Annotated in this window: 18 protein-coding genes; 15 read left to right on the top strand and 3 right to left on the bottom strand. The window is 72.0% G+C overall.

Going from position 1 to position 22,451, the window contains the following annotated elements; genetic code table 11:
* Positions 1-9 precede the first annotated feature (9 nt).
* Complete coding sequence (sucD, locus tag ABZ910_RS14615; RefSeq protein WP_361363690.1) at positions 10-894, top strand: succinate--CoA ligase subunit alpha; 885 nt, start codon at positions 10-12, stop codon at positions 892-894.
* A gap of 81 nt (positions 895-975) precedes the next feature.
* On the opposite strand, the gene ABZ910_RS14610 is transcribed toward sucD, so the two are convergent.
* A complete protein-coding gene (locus ABZ910_RS14610) occupies positions 976-1,917 on the bottom strand; it encodes a sigma factor-like helix-turn-helix DNA-binding protein (protein ID WP_361363687.1) in 942 nt (313 codons plus the stop codon).
* A 96-nt stretch (positions 1,918-2,013) separates the two neighbouring features.
* Between ABZ910_RS14610 and ABZ910_RS14605 the strand changes: the two genes are divergently transcribed.
* Complete coding sequence (locus ABZ910_RS14605) at positions 2,014-3,660, top strand: DUF6350 family protein (RefSeq protein WP_361363684.1); 1,647 nt, start codon at positions 2,014-2,016, stop codon at positions 3,658-3,660.
* Between the two features lie 3 nt (positions 3,661-3,663).
* On the opposite strand, the gene ABZ910_RS14600 is transcribed toward ABZ910_RS14605, so the two are convergent.
* Positions 3,664-4,479, bottom strand: coding sequence for a hypothetical protein (locus tag ABZ910_RS14600; protein WP_361363681.1), 816 nt, complete (start codon positions 4,477-4,479; stop codon positions 3,664-3,666).
* 282 nt (positions 4,480-4,761) lie between these two features.
* Here ABZ910_RS14600 and purN point away from each other — a divergent pair, with 282 nt between their 5' ends.
* Complete coding sequence (purN, locus tag ABZ910_RS14595) at positions 4,762-5,391, top strand: phosphoribosylglycinamide formyltransferase (protein ID WP_361363678.1); 630 nt, start codon at positions 4,762-4,764, stop codon at positions 5,389-5,391.
* Positions 5,388-6,962, top strand: a complete 1,575-nt coding sequence (gene purH / locus ABZ910_RS14590; RefSeq protein WP_361363676.1) for a bifunctional phosphoribosylaminoimidazolecarboxamide formyltransferase/IMP cyclohydrolase — start codon at positions 5,388-5,390, stop codon at positions 6,960-6,962. Before purN ends, purH begins: the two co-directional genes overlap by 4 nt.
* A 96-nt stretch (positions 6,963-7,058) precedes the next feature.
* Here purH and ABZ910_RS14585 read toward each other — a convergent pair whose 3' ends face one another.
* Positions 7,059-7,808 carry an RDD family protein gene (locus ABZ910_RS14585; RefSeq protein WP_361363673.1) on the bottom strand — a complete coding sequence of 250 codons (750 nt, stop codon included), beginning with the start codon at positions 7,806-7,808 and terminating at the stop codon, positions 7,059-7,061.
* A gap of 255 nt (positions 7,809-8,063) precedes the next feature.
* On the opposite strand from ABZ910_RS14585, the gene ABZ910_RS14580 reads away from it, so the two are divergent.
* The 11 genes from ABZ910_RS14580 (at position 8,064) to ABZ910_RS14530 (ending at position 22,434) form a co-directional block, all read left to right on the top strand.
* A complete protein-coding gene (locus ABZ910_RS14580; protein WP_361363670.1) occupies positions 8,064-8,918 on the top strand; it encodes a bifunctional methylenetetrahydrofolate dehydrogenase/methenyltetrahydrofolate cyclohydrolase in 855 nt (284 codons plus the stop codon).
* Positions 8,908-9,456, top strand: a complete 549-nt coding sequence (locus ABZ910_RS14575; RefSeq protein ID WP_361363667.1) for a DUF3017 domain-containing protein — start codon at positions 8,908-8,910, stop codon at positions 9,454-9,456. Before ABZ910_RS14580 ends, ABZ910_RS14575 begins: the two co-directional genes overlap by 11 nt.
* Positions 9,457-9,917: 461 nt before the next feature.
* Entirely contained in the window at positions 9,918-11,090 is a 1,173-nt protein-coding gene (locus ABZ910_RS14570) for a DUF2690 domain-containing protein (protein ID WP_361363665.1), read from the top strand.
* 447 nt (positions 11,091-11,537) lie between these two features.
* Positions 11,538-12,527, top strand: a complete 990-nt coding sequence (locus ABZ910_RS14565) for a malate dehydrogenase (protein WP_361363662.1) — start codon at positions 11,538-11,540, stop codon at positions 12,525-12,527.
* A gap of 250 nt (positions 12,528-12,777) precedes the next feature.
* Positions 12,778-14,559, top strand: a complete 1,782-nt coding sequence (locus ABZ910_RS14560) for a hypothetical protein (protein ID WP_361363659.1) — start codon at positions 12,778-12,780, stop codon at positions 14,557-14,559.
* Positions 14,546-14,902: a hypothetical protein gene (locus tag ABZ910_RS14555; protein ID WP_361363657.1), complete on the top strand. Its 357-nt coding sequence runs from the start codon at positions 14,546-14,548 to the stop codon at positions 14,900-14,902. The genes ABZ910_RS14560 and ABZ910_RS14555 overlap by 14 nt, the downstream gene beginning before the upstream one ends.
* Before the next feature lie 34 nt (positions 14,903-14,936).
* Entirely contained in the window at positions 14,937-15,830 is an 894-nt protein-coding gene (locus tag ABZ910_RS14550; RefSeq protein WP_361363654.1) for a hypothetical protein, read from the top strand.
* Positions 15,831-16,073: 243 nt separating this feature from the next.
* Positions 16,074-17,594, top strand: coding sequence for an aldehyde dehydrogenase family protein (locus tag ABZ910_RS14545; RefSeq protein ID WP_361363651.1), 1,521 nt, complete (start codon positions 16,074-16,076; stop codon positions 17,592-17,594).
* 49 nt (positions 17,595-17,643) lie between these two features.
* The gene (locus ABZ910_RS14540; protein WP_361363648.1) at positions 17,644-19,200 is read left to right on the top strand and encodes a GMC oxidoreductase; all 1,557 of its coding nucleotides are present in this window, start codon (positions 17,644-17,646) and stop codon (positions 19,198-19,200) included.
* A complete protein-coding gene (locus ABZ910_RS14535) occupies positions 19,197-20,324 on the top strand; it encodes a glycine betaine/L-proline ABC transporter ATP-binding protein (protein ID WP_361363646.1) in 1,128 nt (375 codons plus the stop codon). The genes ABZ910_RS14540 and ABZ910_RS14535 overlap by 4 nt, the downstream gene beginning before the upstream one ends.
* Positions 20,325-20,415: 91 nt before the next feature.
* Complete coding sequence (locus tag ABZ910_RS14530) at positions 20,416-22,434, top strand: ABC transporter permease subunit (RefSeq protein WP_361363644.1); 2,019 nt, start codon at positions 20,416-20,418, stop codon at positions 22,432-22,434.
* The last annotated feature ends 17 nt before the right edge of the window (positions 22,435-22,451 follow it).

Genomic DNA, 22,451 nt, shown 5'->3' with positions numbered 1-22,451 from the left:
CAACACACCATGGCTATCTGGCTCAACAAGGACAGCAAGGTCATCGTCCAGGGCATGACCGGCGCCACCGGCATGAAGCACACCAAGCTCATGCTGGGTGACGGCACCGAGGTCGTGGGCGGCGTGAACCCGCGCAAGGCGGGGCAGACCGTGGACTTCGACGGCACCGAGGTACCCGTCTTCGGCACCGTCAAGGAGGCCATCGAGAAGACCGGCGCCAACGTCTCCGTCATCTTCGTGCCGGAGAAGTTCACCAAGGACGCGGTCGTCGAGGCCATCGACGCCGAGATCCCGCTGGCCGTCGTGATCACCGAGGGCATCGCCGTGCACGACACGGCCTCCTTCTGGGCGCACGCCGGCAAGAAGGGCAACAAGACCCGCATCATCGGCCCCAACTGCCCCGGCATCATCACCCCGGGCCAGTCGAACGTCGGCATCATCCCGGGCGACATCACGAAGCCGGGCCGTATCGGCCTGGTCTCGAAGTCCGGCACGCTGACGTACCAGATGATGTACGAGCTGCGGGACATCGGCTTCTCGACCGCCGTCGGCATCGGTGGCGACCCGATCATCGGCACCACGCACATCGACGCCCTGGCCGCGTTCCAGGACGACCCCGACACCGACCTGATCGTGATGATCGGTGAGATCGGTGGCGACGCCGAGGAGCGCGCGGCCGCGTTCATCAAGGAGAACGTGACCAAGCCGGTCGTCGGCTACGTCGCGGGCTTCACCGCGCCCGAGGGCAAGACCATGGGCCACGCCGGCGCCATCGTCTCCGGTTCGTCCGGCACCGCCCAGGCGAAGAAGGAGGCACTGGAGGCCGCCGGCGTCAAGGTCGGCAAGACGCCGACCGAGACCGCCAAGCTGGCCCGCGAGATCCTCGCCGGCTGACGCAGCACCGGCTGCTGAGCGGCACGGAGCAGACGGAAGGGTCCGCGCCCCCGGTCGGGGGTGCGGACCCTTCCGTCGTGTTCACCGCGGAAGCGGCAGGAGTTTCTCCGGACCGTGTGCCGTCTGCTGCCGCAGCTTCGCGCGCAGGTGCAGCTGGTCGTTCGACAGCGGACCGAGCGCGGCCTTGGGCGGCACCCCCCGCACCGCCTGCGCCGGACCGAGCGGCGGCTCGTAGTGCGTGGGGGCGGTCCGCAGCGTGAGCGCCGTCGCGCCGATGATCGCGACTGTGAAGGCGATGGCCGCCTGGGTCAGGTGACGCGTCCTGCGTTCGCAGCCCGCCCGCACCGGCTCCGCCCGCGCCGCCCGCAGCCGCTCCGCGGAGGCCAGTTCGGCCAGCCGCCGGTGCAGCAGGGCGGGGTCCGACAGGGCGGGAACGCGCGTGGCCACCGCGGCGCGCGCGTGCGTCAGCCGGTTCGCCGCCGCGGGCGTGCTCGCCTCCGTCTCCGCCGCGGTCTCGGGCAGCCCGAGGCCGACGCCGTCGTACAGCACGAGCGTGCGGCGGTACGAGGGCGGCAGCTTGAGGAGCGCGTCCAGCAGGGTGCGGTCGGCGGGGTCGGCGGGGGGCGGTTCGGGGTGGCGGTAGCGGCGGCGGAAGCGGTGCCAGGGGGAGAGGGCGTACTCGTACGCCATCGCCCGCACCCAGCCCGCCGGGTCGCGGTCCCGGGCCACCTCCGGCCACTGCTGCCACGCGAGCTGGAAGGCCCGCTCCACGGACTCCCGGGCCAGCTCACGCCGTCCGGTGAGCAGATACGTCTGCCGTACGAGGGCGGGGGTGCAGAACGAGTACAGCGCGTCGAAGGCCTGAGCGGGCGTCAGGTCCCTCACGGGGACGTGTTCGGTGGCGAGGGGCGTGATGAGCGGCTGGCGCGCCGTCACCTCCGCGTCGGCCGCCGCGGCCTGACGTCCCGTCGCCTCGGTCGCGTCGCCCCGCGACTGCCGCGGGCTCCCGGTGCTCCGTGTCACAGCTCGCCCCTTCGTACGAAAAAGTACATAAACATATATTGAGCGACACATCGGGGGTTCGCCTGTTACGACGGGAAAGCGCGTGTCGTTGGGAGCATGGCCGTCGTGATCCGAATGACCGCTCGCCGACCGTCGTTGCCGTCCCTGCTCGCCCGGCTGCGCGACTCCCCGGGCCTGGCCCCGAGCCTGCTGAGCGGCGTGATCGCGGCCGGGCTCGGGCTCGCCTCGTTCGCCGCGCTCGTGATGGTGCTGTGGGTCAGCTCCCCCTACCCCGACAGCGGACTGGGCGACGCGCTGCACGTCGCCGCCGCGCTGTGGCTGCTGGCGCACGGGGTCGAACTGGTCCGCACCGACACCCTGTCAGGCGCCCCCGCACCCGTGGGCGTCACCCCGCTGCTGCTGCTCGCGGTGCCGGTCTGGCTGCTGTACCGCGCCGCGCGCGATGTGACGGACGCGCCCGCCGACGCCGACGGACCGCCGCCGGTCGACGCCCGGACCGCATGGTCGGGCGTCACCCTCGGCTATCTCTCCGTCGGGCTCGCCGCCGCGGTGTACGCCGAAGCCGGTGAACTGCGGCCCGCCTGGGGGTGGGTGACGGTGTGCCTTCCCCTGGTCGTGGCGAGTGCGGCCGGTGTCGGGGTGTGGGCGGCGTACGGCCGAGTGGACGAGCTGCCGCCGAGCGTGCCGCTGCCCCGCGCGCTGCGCCGGCTCGCGGCGAAACCGGGCGCCTGGGTGCGCTTCGTCGTGGCCGCGCGGGCCGCCGGCGCCGGGGCCGCGGTGCTCCTCGGGGGCGGGGCGCTCCTGCTCGTGGTGTCGCTGGTGGGGCACGGGGGAGCGGCGCGTGGGTCGTTCCTCGAACTGACCGACGGATGGTCGGGGCGGTTCGCCGTCCTGCTGCTGTGCGCCGTCCTGGTGCCGAACGCGGCGGTGTGGTCGGCGGCGTACGGCCTGGGCCCCGGGTTCACGCTCGGCACCGGTCACCTGGTGCACCCGCTCGTCTCGGACCCGGCACCCCTGCTGCCGCCGTTCCCGTTGCTGGCGGCGGTGCCTGACCCAGGGGTCGGGGGGCCGCTGAACTGGGTGGCGGGAGTGGTGCCGGTGGGCGCAGGGGTGGCGGTCGCCTGGTTCGTGGTGGGCGCGGCCGCCCCCCGGAAGGGGGCGGAGCGGGGCGCCGGGCGGTCGGCCCTGCGGACCGCCGGGACGACGGTGCTGGCGGCGGTGCTGTGCGCGCTGGTGTTCTCGGTGCTCGTCGCGCTGGCGGGCGGACCGCTCGGCGATGGCGCGCTGTCCGACTTCGGGCCCGTGTGGTGGCGGACCGGGCTCGCGACGGCCGGATGGACCGCGGCCGTGGGAGTCCCTACGGCGCTGGTGCTGTGGGGCTGGCGGATGTGGGGGCGACGACCCCGGCGGCCGGCGGCGAAGGCGACGGCGTCGACCCCGGCGGGATCGGTGCCGCGGACAGCGGCCGCGCCGGCGTACGGCGGGCGCAAGCCGTACGGAGCCTACGAGCCGGACCGGGCCGGTGAGCCGTACGGCACCGGCGCCGGTCACGATGCCTATGACCTGCTGCCCGTCGACGACCTGGTGCTGTCCCCGGGGCACGACGACGCCTCCCGCGCGAACCGGTGGGCGGCCTTGCCGGAGGCTTCGACGCAGACGGGGATCACGCCGATGGAGCCCTTCCCCGACATCCCGAAACCCGAGGCGGTACCCATCGACCCCGTCCCCCTCGACGAGGAGTGACCGTCAGCTGTTGGCCGTGCCCAGCAGTCCGCGCAGCTCCTTGGGCAGGAGCTGGGTGCAGGACGACTTGGCCTTGGTCGTCAGGGCGTCGTTCACGCACGTGTAGTAGTCGCGGTAGACCAGCTGGGCCGTGAAGGTCGTCGCGACCAGGGCGAGGGCCAGTGCCGCGGTGACCATGCCGCTGATGGCCGCCGAGGTCTGGGGCCGGCCCGTCGGCCGGGGCCGGCCGGTGCTCTCGGGTGCCGGGGTGTCGGGGTCGGGCGTGCGGGGCTTGGCGCGGAGTGAGCTGCCGCCCCAGTAGAGGGACAGCGCGCCGAGCAGCAGGGCCACGTACGGCCAGCCGAAGAGGGCGAAGAAGAAGGCCCACATCCCGCACAGCAGCGCGTACCGCGCCCGGCGCTGGGCCGGGTCCGTCGGATCCCAGCGCAGGCCGGGGCCGGTTCCGCCGCCGCCCTGGCCCTCGGGCGTGCCGCCGGGGCGCTCGCCGAAGCCGCCGGACGAACGGCCGGGCTGGCGGTCGCTCCACTGGCTGCCCCAGGGGGAGCGGTCGTCGTCCGGTGCGTCGTCCTGTGAGTCCGGGGAGCCGTCCTGGCCGCCCTCGGGACGCCTCGGCCGCCAAGGCTGGTCCGGCGTGCCCTCCGGCGGTGGCGCGAAGGGGTTGTCGTTCTGCGGAGCGCCGCCCTGCCGATCGCCGTCCGGCCGGCCCGAGGGTGCGTCGGGCGGCGAGGCCGGCCGCTCCCGCAGCAGCATGGCGCCACGCTCCCCTCCCTGCACCGAATGGGGCGGGAACGTGAGGAGTCGCAGGCTGCGGTCCGGCATCAAATGAGCGTCTTCCCTTGGGTGGCTACGGCTGTCTGGCGTGAGCTGTCACTCCGGGAACGCATCGCGCGGTCACCGCGTTCCCGAGCTCGCTCCTTTCAGACGCTACCTTCCGGCCACGCCCCCGTCCCATGGGGGCCGTCCTGTATGCCGGTATCGTTGCTGGCGGTCGGCCGCTTCGTAGACTTCCCCGTATATCGGGAAGCGAAGCAATCGTACGAATGTACAAGCGCCGTACAAACCGGCCGCCGAACCGAAGCTCCCCCGAGAAAGGGCCCCACCGTGGCCGCCAAGCCCGTGGCCAAGCGCCTCGTCGTGCTGGTCTCCGGATCCGGCAGCAATCTGCAGGCACTCCTCGACGAGATCGGACGCGTCGGCCCCGAGGCCTACGGCGCCGAGATCGTGGCCGTAGGCGCCGACCGTGACGGCATCGAGGGGCTCGCGCGCGCCGAGCGTGCCGGTGTGCCCACCTTCGTCACGAAGGTCAAGGACTACGAGACCCGGGAGGAGTGGGACGCGGCCCTCGCCGAGGCCGTCGCCGCGCACGAGCCCGACCTCGTCGTCTCCGCCGGGTTCATGCGGATCGTGGGCAAGGAGTTCCTCACGCGGTTCGGCGGGCGGTTGGTCAACACGCATCCGGCCCTGCTGCCCAGCTTCCCGGGGGCGCACGGCGTGCGGGACGCGCTCGCGTACGGCGTGCGGGTCACCGGCTGCACCGTCCACTTCGTCGACGACGGCGTCGACACCGGGCCGATCATCGCGCAGGGCGTGGTCGAGGTCCGGGACGAGGACGACGAGAGCGCTCTGCACGAGCGCATCAAGGAAGTCGAGCGAAGGCTGCTCGTCGAGGTCGTGGGGCGGCTCGCCCGCAACGGCTATCGCATTGAGGGACGAAAGGTAGTTATCCAGTGACCGCCGAGAGCAACGAGAGCAGCAAGCGGCCGATCCGCCGCGCGCTGGTCAGCGTCTACGACAAGACCGGGCTCGAGGAGCTCGCGCGCGGGCTGCACGAGGCCGGTGTCGAGCTCGTCTCCACCGGTTCGACCGCCGGGCGCATCGCCGCCGCCGGCGTTCCCGTCACCAAGGTCGAGGAGCTCACCGGCTTCCCCGAGTGCCTGGACGGCCGGGTCAAGACCCTGCACCCCAAGGTCCACGCGGGCATCCTCGCCGACCTGCGCCTCGAGGACCACCAGCGGCAGCTCGCCGAGCTGGGCGTCGAGCCGTTCGACCTCGTCGTCGTCAACCTCTACCCGTTCCGCGAGACCGTCGCCTCGGGCGCGTCGCCCGACGAGTGCGTCGAGCAGATCGACATCGGCGGCCCGTCCATGGTCCGCGCCGCCGCCAAGAACCACCCGTCCGTGGCCGTCGTCACCAGCCCCGAGCGGTATGCCGACGTCCTCGCGGCCGCGCAGGGCGGCGGCTTCGACCTGGCCACCCGGAGGCGGCTCGCTGCCGAGGCCTTCCAGCACACGGCCGCTTACGACGTCGCCGTGGCCTCCTGGTTCGCGTCCGAGTACGCGCCCGTCGACGAGTCGGACTTCCCCGACTTCCTCGGTGCCACCTACGAGCGCAAGAACACCCTCCGCTACGGCGAGAACCCGCACCAGCCCGCCGCCCTCTACACCGACGGCACCGGGCGCGGCCTCGCCGAGGCCGAGCAGCTGCACGGCAAGGAGATGTCGTACAACAACTACACGGACACGGACGCCGCCCGCCGTGCCGCGTACGACCACGACGAGCCGTGCGTCGCGATCATCAAGCACGCCAACCCCTGCGGCATCGCGGTCGCCGCGGACGTCGCCGAGGCGCACCGCAAGGCGCACGCCTGCGACCCGCTGTCCGCGTACGGCGGGGTCATCGCCGTGAACCGGCCGGTCAGCAAGGAGATGGCCGAGCAGGTTGCGGAGATCTTCACCGAGGTCATCGTGGCGCCGGACTACGAGGAGGGCGCGCTGGAGGCCCTCGCCAAGAAGAAGAACATCCGTGTGCTGAAGGCCCCGACCGGCCCGTGCAACCGGGTGGAGGCCAAGCAGATCGACGGCGGTGTGCTGCTCCAGGAGACCGACCGGCTGCAGGCCGACGGCGACGACCCGGCCCACTGGACGCTGGCCAGCGGCGAGCCGCTGAGCGAGGAGGAGCTGGCCGAGCTGGCCTTCGCCTGGAGGGCGTGCCGGGCCGTGAAGTCCAACGCGATCCTGCTCGCCAAGGACGGCGCCTCGGTCGGCGTCGGCATGGGCCAGGTCAACCGCGTCGACTCGTGCAGGCTCGCCGTCGAGCGGGCGGGCGAGGAGCGGGCGCGCGGCTCGTACGCCGCGTCCGACGCGTTCTTCCCGTTCCCCGACGGTCCGCAGATCCTCATCGACGCCGGCGTGCGGGCGATCGTCCAGCCGGGCGGCTCGGTCCGTGACGAGCTGGTCGTGGAGGCCGCGAAGAAGGCGGGCGTCACGATGTACTTCACGGGGACGCGTCACTTCTTCCACTGACCCGTCGTCCTCAACGGGCCGAGGGCCGTGTCCCCCTGTACGGGTGGGACACGGCCCTCGGCTGTGTTCGAGTCTTGGCGCTCGGTGCCGTAGACCTCAGTTGCGGATGACCATCGTGGTCGCGACCTTGTCGTGCCAGCCCTGCTGGCGGCCGGAGTTGTCCCAGAAGGGGGACAGGTACACGACGAGCTCGCCGATGCCGCAGAAGAAGCCGCCGACGGTCGGAATGATCCAGCGCAGGAACGCCGAGAGCAGGCCGGGCTTCTGGCCGGTGTCCGCCTTCACCACGCGGATGCCCACGGCCAGCTTGCCCAGGGTCGCCCCGACCAGGCCGATCATCAGCCACTCGTAGAGCAGGGTCGCGAGCCCGAACAGGATCATCACGCCGCCCAGCTTGGCCGCCATGTCCGAGCTGGCGGCGTTCATGCAGTTCTCGTAGTCGGTCGCGGCCGGGTCGCAGTCCTTGGCCGCGTTCATGAAGCTCGCGATACCGGCGAAGCTCAGGGCGACGTAGAGGACGCCGATGACCACCCCGTCGATGAGGCGGGCGCCGAGGCGGCGGCCCATCGAGGCGACCTGCGGGCCGAGGCCGCCCGGGAAGCCGGGCTGCTGCGGGTAGCCGTACCCCTGCTGCGGCGGGATTCCCGGGGCCTGCGGGTAGCCGTAGCCGGGCTGGCCGGGCTGGCCGGGCTGGCCGGGCTGGCCGGGCTGCTGGGGGTAGCCGTAGCCAGGTTGTCCGGGCTGGCCCGGCTGCTGGGGGTAGCCGTAACCAGGCTGGCCGGGCTGGCCGGGTTGCTGGGGACTCTGCGGTTTCTCGTAGGGATTCTGGGGCGAGCCGAAACTCATGGTTGCTCTTCCTCCGTTGCACTGCGGGACAACGCGGATGGCGCGGAGGAACGTCAGAGCACGAGCGGTTTGCCCCCCAACACGGACCGCGACTACTGCGTCGTTCATCGTCGTCGGCCGCGCGAGTCCTTGTCCAGCGGCATTTCGCAGGCGTTGTGCAAGCGCAACCTCGGCGATCACGGACGAAACGGGTGACGTGGCGCACGGCCGGACCCGGATTGGAACCGGGAGGCGGTCATCCGGGAGGATGGGGTCATGACCGCCCAGATTCTCGATGGCAAGGCCACCGCAGCCGCGATCAAGTCCGATCTGACCGCCCGCGTGGCGGCGCTGAAGGAGAAGGGAATCACGCCCGGCCTCGGCACGATCCTGGTCGGGGACGACCCCGGCAGCCAGAAGTACGTCGCCGGCAAGCACAGGGACTGCGCGGAGGTCGGCATCGCCTCCATCCAGCGCGAGCTCCCGGCCACCGCGACCCAGGAGGAGATCGAAGCGGTCGTACGCGAGCTGAACGAGGACCCGGCCTGCACCGGCTACATCGTCCAGCTGCCGCTGCCCAAGGGCATCGACGAGAACCGCATCCTCGAGCTGATGGACCCGGACAAGGACGCGGACGGCCTGCACCCGATGAACCTGGGGCGCCTGGTCCTGAACGAGCCCGCGCCGCTGCCCTGCACCCCCAACGGCGTGCTGACGCTGCTGCGCCGCTACGGCGTGGAGATCAAGGGCGCCGAGGTCGTGGTGGTCGGCCGGGGCGTGACCATCGGGCGTCCGATGCCGCTGCTGCTGACCCGGCGCAGCGAGAACGCCACCGTGACCCAGTGCCACACCGGCACCCGTGATCTGTCCGCGCACCTCAAGCGCGCCGACATCATCATCGCGGCCGCCGGTTCGGCCCACCTGATCCGGCCCGAGGACGTCAAGCCGGGCGCCGCCGTCCTCGACGTCGGTGTCTCCCGCAGCGCCGAGGGCAAGATCGTCGGCGATGTCCACCCCGGTGTCGCCGAGGTGGCCGGCTGGATCTCCCCGAACCCCGGCGGCGTGGGCCCGATGACCCGCGCGCAGCTGCTCGTCAACGTGGTCGAGGCGGCGGAGCGCAGTGCCGGCTGAGAACGACATCCACCACCCCGCGAAGGCGGAGCAGGCCGTGCGTGACACGACCGGCACGCCCGACGCCGAAGGACGCCCCGAGCGGTCCGACCGCCCCGAGCGCTCCGAGCGGTCCGCCAAGCTCGCGGCCGCGCTCGCCTGGGGCGCGCGCGGGTCGCGCCGCTTCCCGCTGTTCACCAAGGACACCGCGCGCCCCGAGGGCGGTGGCCGGGCCGCGTCCGGCGACCTCCCGGCGCCCGCCCGCCAGTGGCCGATCCTCATCGTGCTGTCGTCGGTCGCGCTCGGCCTGCTGCTGACCGCGCTCGACGTCTTCCGGTTCGGGACGTTGCTGATCGGCCTCGCCCTGATCGCCGGTGCCGTCATGCGCTGGATGCTGCCCAGCGTCGGCATGCTCGCCGTGCGCTCGCGCTTCACGGACATCGTCACGTACGGCGTCCTGGGCCTGGTGATCTTCCTGCTGTCGATGATGGCCCAGCCGGACCCGTGGCTGGAGATCCCGTTCCTGAAGGACACACTGCACTTCACGCTGAGCCAGTAGGTCCGGCCCGCGCCGGCCGGATTTCGCCGGCGTACGACGGCGGCCCGTCCCCTCCCCCGAGTGAGGGCGGGCCGCCGTCGTCATCCAGCCTTTCGCGCTGTGATCGGGCCGTTCAACGCCTGTCCGTGTGCTGTGGCACGGAGGTGACCATTCCGCTACGGTTCCCGCGCTCCGCCGGCCGCCCAGCCGCTAACGTGTCCCTGCGAGAGGGCCCGGTGGACCGCGCAGCGGTCGGCGTGCAACGGTGCATGGCCAAGGGGCCCATGCTCCCGTGCGCCCCCGTCCCGGGAACCGAGATCCTCGGTGGACGCATTCCTGTGGGTAGCCACAACAGGGACTCGGCGGAGCGCGCCTCGCGCGGGGACCAACGCGGGGGAACGACGCGGGGGACAGCGTGAGCGACGACCGGCACCACACCCGGGAAGTGGACCAGCACTGTCCGGGGGAATGAGGGGGAGACGATGCCTCGTTGGAAAGCCTTACCCGACGAACTCGATCCGCAGATAAGGGAGTTCACCGGCCAGTTGCGGCGACTCGTGGACCGCGGCGGCCTGAGCGTCGCGGCGGTGGCCGACCACACGGGCTACAGCAAGACGTCCTGGGAGCGGTACCTCAACGGCCGGCTGCTCGCGCCCAAGGGTGCGATCGTGGCTCTCGCCGAGGTCACCGGCACCAATCCCATCCATCTGACCACGATGTGGGAGCTCGCCGAACGGGCCTGGAGCCGCGCGGAGATGCGCCACGACATGACCATGGAGGCGATCCGGATATCCCAGGCGCGCGCCGCGCTGGGGGAGTTCGGGGAGCCGCAGGCGGGCGCCGGGGGCGGCAGCGCGACCCGTACGGAGGGCCGCGCACCGGCGGCACCAGGGGGCGCCGCACCGGGGGTCGCGGCGCCAGGGGTCGCGGGGCCGACGGGCGTCTCACCCACGATCCCGCCGCAGCCGGGAGCGTCCGACGTCGACGCCGACGCACGGCAGGGGGCCGCGCGGAACTCATCGGCGTACGCGCCCGGATCGCCGTCCGCGCCCCCGTCCTCGGACGGTTCCGACTGGACCCCGTCGGCCCCGAATCCCTTCGGTGATCCGCCCCGCGATGCGCGGCCCGGTGGCCCGTCCGCCCCGGCGTCGGGCGGCCGACGCCGGCTGACGATGCTCTTCGCGGGCGTCGGCGGCGTCCTCGTCGTCGTCGCGGCGGTCTTCCTCCTCACCGGCAACGGAGGCGACAAGGAGGCCGCCGGTCATGGAGGTACGGCCAAGTCGCCCTCTCCGGCCGCCAGTTCAGCCCACGCTCTGCCCGCCGGGGTCAAGTGTGCGGGCGCCGCCTGCACCGGCAAGGACGCCGAGCGCATGGGGTGCAGCGGCAACCTGGTGACCACCGCCAGGACCGCGACCGTCGGCACGACCACCGTCGAGGTCCGCTACAGCAGGACCTGCGGCGCGGCGTGGGGACGGATCACCGGGGCGGCGCAGGGGGACCAGGTGGGGATCGTGGCGGGCCGGGCGAGCCAGAAGGGTGCCATCGCCGAGGCCGGCGACACCATCGCGTACACCCCGATGGTGGCCGTGAAGGACGCGGCCGAGGCGAAGGCGTGCGTGACGTCGGCCGCCGGACGGAAGGGGTGCACGCCGTAGCGGGCGCGCGGGAGAGAGGCCGAGAGACCGTGAGACAGGGGGAGGCAGGCAGGGAGGGAGGCAGGGCCACCGGAAAGAATCACCGGCCCGCACGCATGGCGGGCCGCTTCGCGGGCACGCGAACGGTACCCCCACGGGAGTCCGGTCATCGGTACCCCCCGAAGCGGCGGCCGTCTTCGTCTCCCCTCTCCCGGACGGGCGGCCGCCCCCCGGGTTCCCGGGCTTCGTCGTGCCGGTTCTCGCTCTGTGGGGCGGGCCACACGGGGTGGGCCGTCCGAGATCACGGATGCGCGATAGCCTGACCGCTGGATCTCTCTTGACGCCAAGAGATCGATCATCGTTACCCGTGATCGATCATCGCGCCGGGCGCCGGTCACAAGCCGGGGCGGGGATCCCGTACCCCCGGGGCAGGGACGCCCCACCGCCAGCTGTCATACGGAGAACGCCATGACCCGCACTCCCGTGAACGTCACCGTCACCGGCGCGGCCGGCCAGATCGGTTACGCCCTGCTCTTCCGCATCGCCTCCGGCCAGTTGCTCGGCGCGGACGTCCCGGTCAAGCTGCGCCTCCTGGAGATCACCCCCGCGCTGAAGGCCGCCGAGGGCACGGCCATGGAGCTGGACGACTGCGCGTTCCCGCTCCTGCAGGGCATCGAGATCACGGACGACCCGAACGTCGCCTTCGACGGTGCCAACGTCGCCCTCCTCGTGGGCGCCCGCCCGCGCACCAAGGGCATGGAGCGCGGCGACCTGCTGGAGGCCAACGGCGGCATCTTCAAGCCGCAGGGCAAGGCCATCAACGACCACGCCGCGGACGACATCAAGGTCCTCGTCGTCGGCAACCCGGCCAACACCAACGCGCTCATCGCGCAGGCCGCCGCGCCGGACGTCCCGGCCGAGCGCTTCACCGCGATGACCCGCCTCGACCACAACCGCGCGCTGACCCAGCTCGCGAAGAAGACGGGCACCCCGGTCTCCGAGATCAAGCGCCTGACGATCTGGGGCAACCACTCCGCCACCCAGTACCCGGACATCTTCCACGCCACGGTCGCCGGCAAGAACGCCGCCGAGGTCGTGAACGACGAGCAGTGGCTGGCCGACGACTTCATCCCGACCGTCGCCAAGCGCGGCGCCGCGATCATCGAGGCCCGTGGCGCCTCGTCGGCCGCGTCCGCCGCCAACGCCGCCATTGACCACGTCTACACCTGGGTCAACGGCACCGCCGAGGGCAACTGGACCTCCATGGGCATCCCGTCGGACGGCTCCTACGGCGTCCCGGAGGGCCTGATCTCCTCCTTCCCGGTCACCACCAAGGACGGCAAGTACGAGATCGTCCAGGGCCTGGACATCAACGAGTTCTCCCGCGCCCGCATCGACGCGTCGGTGAAGGAGCTCGCGGAGGAGCGCGAGGCGGTCCGCGGCCTCGGCCTCATCTGAGCCACCCTCGGCGGCGTTTCCGCCCCGAGCCCGCACGGGCCCCGTTCCGGTTGGACACCGGCACGGGGCCCGTGGCCGTTTTCCGGCACCGTGGGCCGCCACCATGGTCCGGCACCGACCTCGCAAATGTGGTCGGCTTCACCGCGCTGTCATCTTGACAATCCGCTTTCCCGGCCGATCCCCGCCCCTTATGCTGATGGCGCGTCAAGTCATGGATCGCACAGGTCTGTCCACGCATCGGGGGATCGGCGTGAGTACCGCGCACGTGCCGCAGCAATCGCAACCGACAACCACGGGGCCGTCGTCGGCGCCCCCGCCCGTGTCGCCGCACGCCAGTGAGGCCACCCGCCTGCTGTGCGCCGGCGCCTACCTCGACCCGGCCTTCCGGGAGAAGGTCATCGAGGAGCTGTATCTCAACGAGCAGCGGATCGTGGCGCCTTCACTGGGCCACGACGCGGCACGCGTCCTCGCGCACGCCCTGCGCGCCCGCCGGATCGAGGCGGGCTCGTCCGCCGCGATCGTCGGCCTGTGGGCGGTGGGGCTGCCGCTGACCGGTGGGGTGCTGGCCACCTATCTGCTGCCCAGCCTGCTGCTGTCGATGGGCGTCTCCCTGAGCGGCGACGACAAGCGCGGGCCGGTCAGCCGCAAGGCCGTGGCGTTCGCCGCGCGTTGGCTGGGGCGCATCGTGCTCGCGGTCTTCCTCGTGACCACGGTGGTGATCGCCTTCTCCGGCTCGGACGTGCCGTCGTACGGCACCTACGGCTACAGCCCGGGCTTCATGGACTTCGTGCTCCAACTGCTGCCCGCCCTGACGCGGATGATCGGCGGCGACGGCACGATCAGCCCGCTGGAGGCGTGGCTCGCGCTCGTCCTGTTCGTCGCCGTGGCCGTGTGCGCGGGCGGTCAGCGAAGTCAGCTCGCCCGCATCCTGGGCGGCGAGTTGTCGCCCCGTCACTTCCCCGAGGCCGCCGCTGACCCGGCGGAGCGGACGACGGGAGCGCGGTTCTGGGTGAAGGAGCGCATCCGGCTGGAGCAGCACGCCCCGATGATCATGTACCACGAGGCGCGCCCGTTCTGCGGCGCCGGCTCCGCCTACGACACCTGGGTGCTCGCCGTCGAGATGCGGCCGGCCGACGAGACGAAGAAGCCGCGCCCGGTGCGCAACCGCACGATGCTGGACGCCGTACGGCCGCTCCTCGAAGGGCTGCGGCTGCCACCGGAGTTCGCGGGGCACGCGGTGCGCGACCGGCTGCGCTGGCTGGAGATCGACGAGTGCGTCTTCCTGCCCGCCGAGGGTCTCGTCCGGCGCGTGGACGCCCCCTACAGCCGGGAGGACTTCGAGGACCACCGGGACCGTGCGGTGGAGGAGGGCGGCGAGAAGCGGCGCCACTTCCTGCGGGTCCGCGTCGGCGGCTGGGAGGAGGAGCTGGTCGTCACCGTGTACGTGCGCATCCACACCCAGGGCCGCATGCTGATGCTGGAGATCGCGCCGCATGTGCTGATGCCGATCCGCGAGGACTTCAAGGAGGCCGACAACGTCGCCCACAGGTTCCGCAACGACAGTGTGATCGGCAAGGCGACCTGGGCCGTCGGCCGCGTTCCCGCCTCCACCGCCCGCTCCGTGGTCGCCCTGTGCCAGGCCGCGGCCTCCGGCTGGCAGCTGCTCACCGGGAGCTACGGCAGTGCGCTGCCCGACGGTCCGGCCCTGTCGGTGCGCGAGCTCGGCGCGGCCCGCACCCGGTCGCTGTTCCAGCAGATGGACGTCGACCGCTACCTCAAGAGCGTCCAGGACCGCATCGCGCACGGGGTCCGCACGACGCTGGCCGAACACGGCTACCAGACCGGCGAGTTCGTGCAGAAGGTCGTCAACATCAGCAAGGGCGGCATGCACATCGACTCCGTCGCGGACAGCACCTTCGCCGTGGGCAGTCATGCGCAGGCCACCTCGACCACCACGACCGGAGGCGCCGCGCCGGAGGCGAGCGGCGGCTCCGCGTTCCAGAAGGGACTCGACAGCGATGACCAGCGCTGAGGAACCCCGCGTCAGCTTCGGCGATGTCACGCACAGCACCTTCGCCGTCGGCAGCCATGCCCGCGCCGAGAGCCACCACGCCGCCGGGCCCGCGCGTGACGAGTCCGCCGAGCAACTGCTGGCGGCCGTACGCGAACTGCGCGCCGATCTCGCGCGCATCCAGGGCAGCGACCGGACCCGGGCGCTGGACGAGGCCCTGGCCGACACCGAGGACGAGATCACCCGCACCGGGGCGACCGGCGCGAGCAGACGGCAGCGGCTGCGGGAGCTGCTCACCGACGCCCAGACGGTGCTGACCCTGTTCACCTCGGCCGGCACCCTGGCCGGTCTGCTGGGGCAGTGAGGGGGCGGACGGTGGTGAACGGGGGAGAGCGAAGATGAGCGGCGGCCGCCACTGGAACGAGGACACCCAGCGCTGGGAGGACGGCGAGGACACCCGGCGCCGTGAGGACAGCGGTGACGCCATGCCACCGGCGCACGGCACCGGCGACGGTGCCTGGCCCCCCGCGGCCTCGCCCCCCGGAGCCGCCCCGCCGTCCCGGCCGACCGCCTTCGCCGGATACGACCGCCGGACGATGTGGACGCTGATCGGCGGGGCCGCGGCGGCCGGGATCGTCGTGAGTCTGGTGGTGACCCTGGGCTTCGGCGTCGGGCGAAACGACGACAAGCACCCCGCCGCCGCGAGCAGCTCCCCCGCGCCCACCGGGCCGTCGCTCACGGCGTACCCCTCGGACGACGCCACGACGGACCCTTCGTCCCCGGCCGCCGCCGAGCCTCCGGCGGGCTACACGGCGTACGACGATCCGCAGGGCTTTCGCATCGCGGTGCCGGACGGGTGGGAACAGCAGCGGACCACCGTGGACTCGCAGTACGGCATGGACATCGTCAACTATCACGACGCCTCGGGCGATCGGCGGCTGCAGGTGTACGAGGTGGCCGAGTCCTCGCCGAGCGAGTCGTTCGACCTGTACCTCTCCTCGGAAGTCCCCAAGCCCCGCGGTTTCCGCGAGCTCTCCCTGGACAGCATGGACACGGCAGGATTCACCGGCTCCCGCCTGGAATACGTAGCCGACTCCCTCAAGGGCGAGCCCGACATCGGTACCTGGCACGTGGTCGACGAGCGTTTCCAGGCCGCCGACGGCAGGCTCTACGCGATCGCCTCCTACGGCCCCGACGCCGACGGCCGTGCCGACGAGGGGCAGGTTCTCGACACGGCGCTGGCGTGGTTCTGCCCGCCGGGCGCCGACTGCACCGCCCCCGCGGCCGGCTGACCGCTCCTCGCCGACAGCGGTGTGCGGAGGGGGACGGCTCCGGTCACGGCGCCGATTCCGTGGCGCACGTCACTTTCGTGCGGACGCTTTGTCCCGGTTCCCTCCCATTTTTCGGTGATGCAGCGCACTTTCGGCCACCGAACACGCATGCAATCCGAGGCGGGGGGCAGGCGGACCCGGTCCTCGTGGGTGACATGTGTGTGACACAAGGGCACTGAACAGGAACGGAAGGCAATACCGATCATGGCGGACAGAACGGAACTTCAGGCAATGGCGACGATCCATGCGGGAGGGGAGTGGCTGGAAGCGGTCTCCGGCGCGACGCGCGACATCCTCGACCCCGCGGACGCCCGTCCGTTCGCCGTGGTCGCGGAAGGCGGCGCGAAGGACGCGGAGCTGGCGGTGGCCGCGGCCCGTCGCGCCTTCGACACCGGCGACTGGCCGCGCACCCCCGTCGCCGAGCGTGCCGCCCTGCTGCGCCGGGTCGCCGACCTGCTCGTGCGCGACCGCGAGAAGCTCGGCCTGCTGGAGAGCCGGGACGCGGGCAAGACCGTGGAAGAGGGGCGCATCGACATCGACTGCGTCGCCGACGCCTTCCGGTACTTCGCCGACCTCGTCGCCGCCGAGACCCCGGGCCGGGTCGTCGACGCGGGCTCCCCCGATGTGCACAGCGTCGTCGTACACGAACCCGTCGGCGTGTGCGCGCTGATCACTCCCTGGAACTACCCGCTGCTGCAGGCCAGCTGGAAGGTCGCGCCCGCGCTCGCCGCCGGGAACACCTTCGTCATCAAGCCCAGCGAGATCACCCCGCTGACGACCGTCGCGCTGATCGAGCTGCTCGTCGAGGCCGGGCTGCCCGCCGGTGTCGCCAACATCGTGACCGGGCCCGGCCATACGGTCGGCGCCACGCTGTCCGAGCACCCCGACGTCGACCTCGTCTCCTTCACCGGCGGCCTGGTCAGCGGCACCAAGGTCGCCCAGGCCGCCGCCCCGACCGTCAAGAAGGTCGCCCTCGAACTCGGCGGCAAGAACCCCAACGTCGTCTTCGCCGACGCCTGCGCCACCGACGAGGGCTTCGACACCGCCGTCGACCAGGCCCTCAACGCCGCCTTCATCCACAGCGGCCAGGTCTGCTCGGCGGGCGGGCGCCTCATCGTCGAGGAGTCGATCCGCGAGCGCTTCGTCGCCGAACTCGCCCGCCGCGCCCTGAAGATCCGCCTCGGCCGCGGCACCGAGGACGGCGTCGAGTGCGGCCCGCTCGTCTCCGAGCAGCAGCGCGCCAAGACCGAGGCGTACGTCGCGTCGGCACTCGCGGAGGGCGCGGTGCCGCGCTGCGGCGGCAAGCGGCCCGAGCCGTCCGCCGAGCGGCCGGAGAGCGGCTACTTCTACGAGCCGACCGTCCTCGACCAGTGCCACCGGGAGATGAAGGTCGTACGGGAGGAGGTCTTCGGACCGGTCCTCACCGTCGAGACCTTCCGTACGGAGGACGAGGCGGTGTTCCTCGCCAACGACACCGAGTACGGACTCGCCGGCGCCGTCTGGACCGCCGACCCGGGCCGCGCCCGGCGCGTCGCGGGGCGCCTGCGGCACGGCACCGTCTGGATCAACGACTTCCACCCCTACCTCCCGCAGGCGGAGTGGGGCGGCTTCGGCAAGAGCGGCGTGGGCCGCGAACTGGGGCCCGCGGGGCTCGCCGAGTACCGCGAGACCAAGCACGTCTACCAGAACCTGGCGCCGAAGCCGGTGCGCTGGTTCGCCGGCTGACGCGCCTCCGCCTCCCTCCCGCACACCCCTCTGGAGAAGAAGCACCCCCATGTCAGAGACCACCCCCCACGTCTACGACTACGTCGTCATCGGCGGCGGCACCGCGGGCTCCGTCATCGCCTCCCGCCTCACCGAGAACCCCGACGTCACCGTCGCCGTCATCGAGGGCGGTCCCAGCGACGTCGACCGTGAGGACGTCCTCACCCTGCGCCGCTGGATGGGCCTGCTCGGCGGCGAGCTGGACTACGAGTACACGACCGTCGAGCAGCCGATGGGCAACTCCCACATCCTGCACAGCCGCGCCAAGGTGCTCGGCGGCTGCTCCTCGCACAACACCCTGATCGCCTTCAAGCCGCTGCCGTCCGACTGGGACGAGTGGGAGGAGGCGGGCGCCACCGGCTGGGGTGCCGTGCAGATGGAGGCGTACTTCGCCCGGCTGCGCAACAACATCGTGCGCGTCGCCGACAAGGACCAGAACGCCATCGCCAAGGACTGGATCGAGGCGACGAAGACCGCCACCGGCGTCCCCGAGGTGACCGGCTTCAACGCGCGGCCCTTCCACGACGGCGTCGGCTTCCTCGACCTCGCCTACCACCCGGAGAACAACAAGCGCTCCTCCGCCTCCGTCGCCTATCTCCACCCGCACATGGAGGCCGGCGACCGCCCCAACCTCACGCTGCTGCTGGAGACCTGGGCGTACAAGCTGGAGCTGGACGGCAAGCGGGCCACCGGGGTGCGGGTGCGCACCAAGGACGGCGAGGAGCAGCTGATCAGCGCCCGCCGCGAGGTCGTGGTCTGCGCCGGCGCGGTCGACTCGCCGCGGCTGCTGATGCTGTCCGGCATCGGCCCGAAGAAGGACCTGGAGGACCTGGGCATCCCGGTCGTGCACGACCTGCCGGGTGTCGGCGAGAACCTGCAGGACCACCCCGAGTCGGTGATCGTGTGGGAGACGAACCGGCCGCTGCCGGAGAACTCGGCGATGGACTCCGACGCCGCGCTGTTCGTGCGCCGGGACGACGGTCAGGACCTGCCCGACCTGATGTTCCACTTCTACCAGATCCCGTTCACCGACAACCCGGAGCGACTGGGCTACGAACGCCCCGCCCACGGCGTGTCGATGACACCGAACATCCCCAAGTCCCGGGCCCGCGGCCGTGTCTACCTCACGTCCGCCGACCCCGAGGTCAAGCCCGCCCTCGACTTCCGCTACTTCACCGACGAGGACGGCTACGACGCGCAGACCCTCGTCGACGGTGTGCGCATCGCCCGTGAGATCGCGAAGACCGAACCGTTCGCGGGCTGGCTGCAGCGGGAAGTCTTCCCTGGAGCCGACGTCGACGACGACGAGACGCTCAGCGAACTGCTGCGCAAGGCGCACCACACTGTCTACCATCCCGCGGGTACCTGCCGGATGGGTGCAACCGATGACCAACTTGCCGTTGTCGACCCGGAGTTGAGGATCCGCGGTCTGGAGGGCGTCCGAGTCGTCGACGCCTCCGTCTTCCCGACGCTGCCCGCCGTGAACCCGATGATCGGCGTGCTGATGGTCGGAGAGAAGGCAGCGGAACTGCTGGCCGACACCACCGAAGGGAACCAGGCCCGATGAGCGCCATACCCTCCCCCCAGAACCGAGAACTCGGCACGGAGACCGGGAACGCAGAGTCCGTGGTCCCGGAGGGGCGCTCGCCCGTCTTCGGCGTCCGGAACCTCTGGAAGGTCTTCGGCCCGAAGGCCGACCGCATCCCCGGCGACCGGGAGCTCACTGGGCTGTCCCAGTCCGAGCTGCGCACCCGAACCGGCTGCACCGCGGCCGTCCGCGACGTCTCCTTCGACGTACGCAAGGGCGAGGTCTTCGTCGTCATGGGCCTGTCCGGCTCCGGCAAGTCCACGCTGGTGCGCTGTCTGACCCGGCTCATCGAGCCGACCTCGGGCTCGCTGGAGATCGACGGCGAGGACGTCCTCGCCATGGACAAGACCCGGCTGCGCGAACTGCGCCGGCACCGCGCCTCCATGGTCTTCCAGCACTTCGGCCTGCTGCCCCACCGCTCCGTCCTCGACAACGTCGCCTACGGCCTGGAGATCCAGGGCGTGGCCAAGGAGGAGCGGCGCAAGCGGGCCTCGGAGATGGTGGCCAAGGTCGGTCTGGAGGGGCTGGAGCAGCGCAGGCCCGGCCAGCTCTCCGGCGGTCAGCAGCAGCGCGTCGGCCTCGCCCGGGCGCTCGCGACCGACCCCGAAGTGCTGCTCTTCGACGAGCCGTTCAGCGCGCTCGACCCGCTGATCCGGCGCGACATGCAGGAGGAGGTCATCCGCCTGCACCGCGAGGAGGGCCGCACCATGGTCTTCATCACCCACGACCTCAGCGAGGCCCTGCGCGTCGGCGACCGCATCGCGCTGATGCGCGACGGCGAGATCGTGCAGCTCGGCACCCCGGAGGAGATCGTCGGCTCGCCCGCCGACGACTACGTCCGTGACTTCGTGCGCGACGTACCCCGCGAGCAGGTCATGACGGTGCGCACCGCCATGCGCGCCGGCGACTGCGGCGGCTCCGAGCACCCCGGTGCGCTCACTCCCGACACGGTCGTCGCCGACGCCATCGAGGCCGTCGCGAGCAGCGGCCGACCGGCCTGCGTGGTGGAGGCGGAGACCTGCCTGGGCCAGGTGGACCAGCTGACGCTGCTGCGCGTGGTGGCCGGACTCGACCGCGACGACCGCGAGGAGGTGGCCGCGTGATACACGCACGCACGAACACCGCCGTCCACAGGCGCACCAGTACGGCACCCATGAGTACCGCCGCCGACAGCCATACCCGGGGGTGGACCGCATGACCGCCGTCGTCACCCCTGCCTCGTCGCGGACGTCCGCCGAACGGGCCGAGCAGAACGGGTCCGACGCGCCCCGTTCGCCGCTGCACCACCCGCTCGTCCGACGGCTGCTGCCGCTGGCCGTCGCCGCGGCCGTGCTCGTCCCGCTGGCCGCGGTCCTGTTGGGCAGCGGCTCCTGGCCGCACGACCTGACCGTCGACGTCAAGACGCCCCTCGACGACGCCTACACCTGGGTCGTCAACAACCGGGACACCAATCCCGTCTTCCTCTACTTCCTGCTGTGGCTGAGCAACTGGTCCGATAGCTCGGTGAGCTGGATGACGGACCTGCTGGAGAACCTCGGCTGGTTCCCGGTCGGCGCCGGCGCCGTCCTGCTGGCCTGGCGGATCGGCGGCCTGCGGGACCGGCGCGGGCTGAAGCTCGCGGGCGTCACGCTCGCCACGTTCGCCGTGTGCGGTGTGCTCGGCATGTGGGAAGCCACCATGGAGACCGTCGCCCTCATGGTGATCGCGGTCACCGTCTCGGCCCTGATCGGCGCGCTGCTCGGGCTCGCCGCCGGCCTGTCGGACACCTTCCAGCGCATCCTGCGTCCGGTCCTGGACACCATGCAGATCATGCCGGCGTTCGCCTATCTGCTGCCGCTGGTGCTGCTGTTCGACATCGGCGTCCCGTCGGCCCTGATCGCCACCATCATCTACGCGGCCCCGCCGATGGCCCGGCTCACCGCGCTCGGTCTGCGCGGCGCCGACCCGGGCGTCATGGAGGCCGCCGAGTCCCTGGGCACGAGCCCGCTGCAGCGCCTGCTGACCGCGCGGCTGCCGCTGGCCCGCAAGGAGATCCTGCTCGGCCTGAACCAGACGATCATGATGGCCCTGTCGATGGTCACCATCGCCTCGGTGATCGGCGCCGGCGGCCTCGGTGAAGAGGTGTTCCAGGCGCTGTCCACCGTCGACGTCGGCTCGGCGCTCGCCGCGGGCATCCCGATCGTGCTGCTCGCCGTGTGGCTGGACCGCGCGACCTCCGCCGCGGGCGACCGGCTGGGCGCGGGCACGGCCCCGGCCGGCTCCGCCTGGCTGCACGGCTGGCGTGCCTGGACCCTGGTGGCCGGCGCGTTCGCCGCGCTGGCCGTGGCCGGACGCACGCTGCTGATCTCCGAGTGGCCCGACCCCTGGACCGTGGACATCTCCCAGCCCGTCAACCAGGCCGTCGACTGGTTCACCAGCCACATGGCCCAGGGCGTCCCCGTGGTGGGTGGCACCCGCCCGTGGGCCGACGGCTTCACCACCTGGGTGCTCGACCCGATCCGCACCGGCCTGACCATCGCGCCGTGGTGGTCGCTGGTGCTGCTGGCCGCCGTCTGCGCCCTGCTCGCCGGTGGCTGGGGCGCCATGTGCACGGCCGCCCTGGCGATGGCCGGCGTCGGTGTCATCGGCGTCTGGGGCCACTCCCTGGACACCCTGTCGCAGGCCATCGCGGGCGTCGTCGTCACCCTCGCCCTCGGCTTCGCGATCGGTGTGGTGGCGGCCCGGGTGTCGCTGCTGGAACGCGTGCTGCGTCCCGTACTGGACACCATGCAGACGCTGCCGCAGTTCATCTATCTGATCCCGGTGGTGGCCCTGTTCAACGTGGGCCGTGCCGCCGCCGTCGCCGCGGCCGTGCTGTACGCGCTGCCCGCCGTCGTCCGGATCACCGTGCAGGGCCTGCGCGGCGTCGACGGCGCGACGTTGGAGGCGGCCCGCTCCATGGGTGCCTCCAGCTTCCAGCAGATCCGCCAGGTGCAGGTGCCGCTGGCCCGTCCCGCGCTGATGCTCGCCCTCAACCAGGGCGTGGTGCTGGTGCTGGCCATGGTGATCGTCGGCGGCTTCGTGGGCTCCGGCGCGCTCGGCTACGACGTCGTCTTCGGCCTGCAGAAGAGCCAGCTCGGCACCGGCCTGACCGCCGGTGTCGCCATCGTCCTGCTCGGCCTGGTCCTGGACCGGACCACCCAACGCACCGACCGGGCGGCCGCCTCGCGCTGACCCGGCCGCTCCCCTCA

This window comes from Streptomyces sp. NPDC046805 (assembly GCF_040645355.1).
In the GTDB taxonomy this organism is placed as follows: Bacteria; Actinomycetota; Actinomycetes; order Streptomycetales; family Streptomycetaceae; genus Streptomyces.
Note: the sequence above shows the minus strand (reverse complement) of the source record. Positions and strands in the feature narration are given on the sequence as shown.

What these genes read in the sequence shown, in the direction of transcription:
- ABZ910_RS14585 (WP_361363673.1), bottom strand. Translation starts at nt 7,808, where the DNA reads ATGAGTTTCGGCTCGCCCCAGAATCCCTACGAGAAACCGCAGAGTCCC.
- ABZ910_RS14600 (WP_361363681.1), bottom strand. Translation starts at nt 4,479, where the DNA reads ATGCCGGACCGCAGCCTGCGACTCCTCACGTTCCCGCCCCATTCGGTG.
- ABZ910_RS14605 (WP_361363684.1), top strand. Translation starts at nt 2,014, where the DNA reads ATGGCCGTCGTGATCCGAATGACCGCTCGCCGACCGTCGTTGCCGTCC.
- ABZ910_RS14545 (WP_361363651.1), top strand. Translation starts at nt 16,074, where the DNA reads ATGGCGGACAGAACGGAACTTCAGGCAATGGCGACGATCCATGCGGGA.
- ABZ910_RS14580 (WP_361363670.1), top strand. Translation starts at nt 8,064, where the DNA reads ATGACCGCCCAGATTCTCGATGGCAAGGCCACCGCAGCCGCGATCAAG.
- ABZ910_RS14540 (WP_361363648.1), top strand. Translation starts at nt 17,644, where the DNA reads ATGTCAGAGACCACCCCCCACGTCTACGACTACGTCGTCATCGGCGGC.
- ABZ910_RS14570 (WP_361363665.1), top strand. Translation starts at nt 9,918, where the DNA reads ATGCCTCGTTGGAAAGCCTTACCCGACGAACTCGATCCGCAGATAAGG.
- ABZ910_RS14565 (WP_361363662.1), top strand. Translation starts at nt 11,538, where the DNA reads ATGACCCGCACTCCCGTGAACGTCACCGTCACCGGCGCGGCCGGCCAG.
- ABZ910_RS14555 (WP_361363657.1), top strand. Translation starts at nt 14,546, where the DNA reads ATGACCAGCGCTGAGGAACCCCGCGTCAGCTTCGGCGATGTCACGCAC.
- sucD (WP_361363690.1), top strand. Translation starts at nt 10, where the DNA reads ATGGCTATCTGGCTCAACAAGGACAGCAAGGTCATCGTCCAGGGCATG.
- ABZ910_RS14535 (WP_361363646.1), top strand. Translation starts at nt 19,197, where the DNA reads ATGAGCGCCATACCCTCCCCCCAGAACCGAGAACTCGGCACGGAGACC.
- ABZ910_RS14550 (WP_361363654.1), top strand. Translation starts at nt 14,937, where the DNA reads ATGAGCGGCGGCCGCCACTGGAACGAGGACACCCAGCGCTGGGAGGAC.
- ABZ910_RS14530 (WP_361363644.1), top strand. Translation starts at nt 20,416, where the DNA reads ATGACCGCCGTCGTCACCCCTGCCTCGTCGCGGACGTCCGCCGAACGG.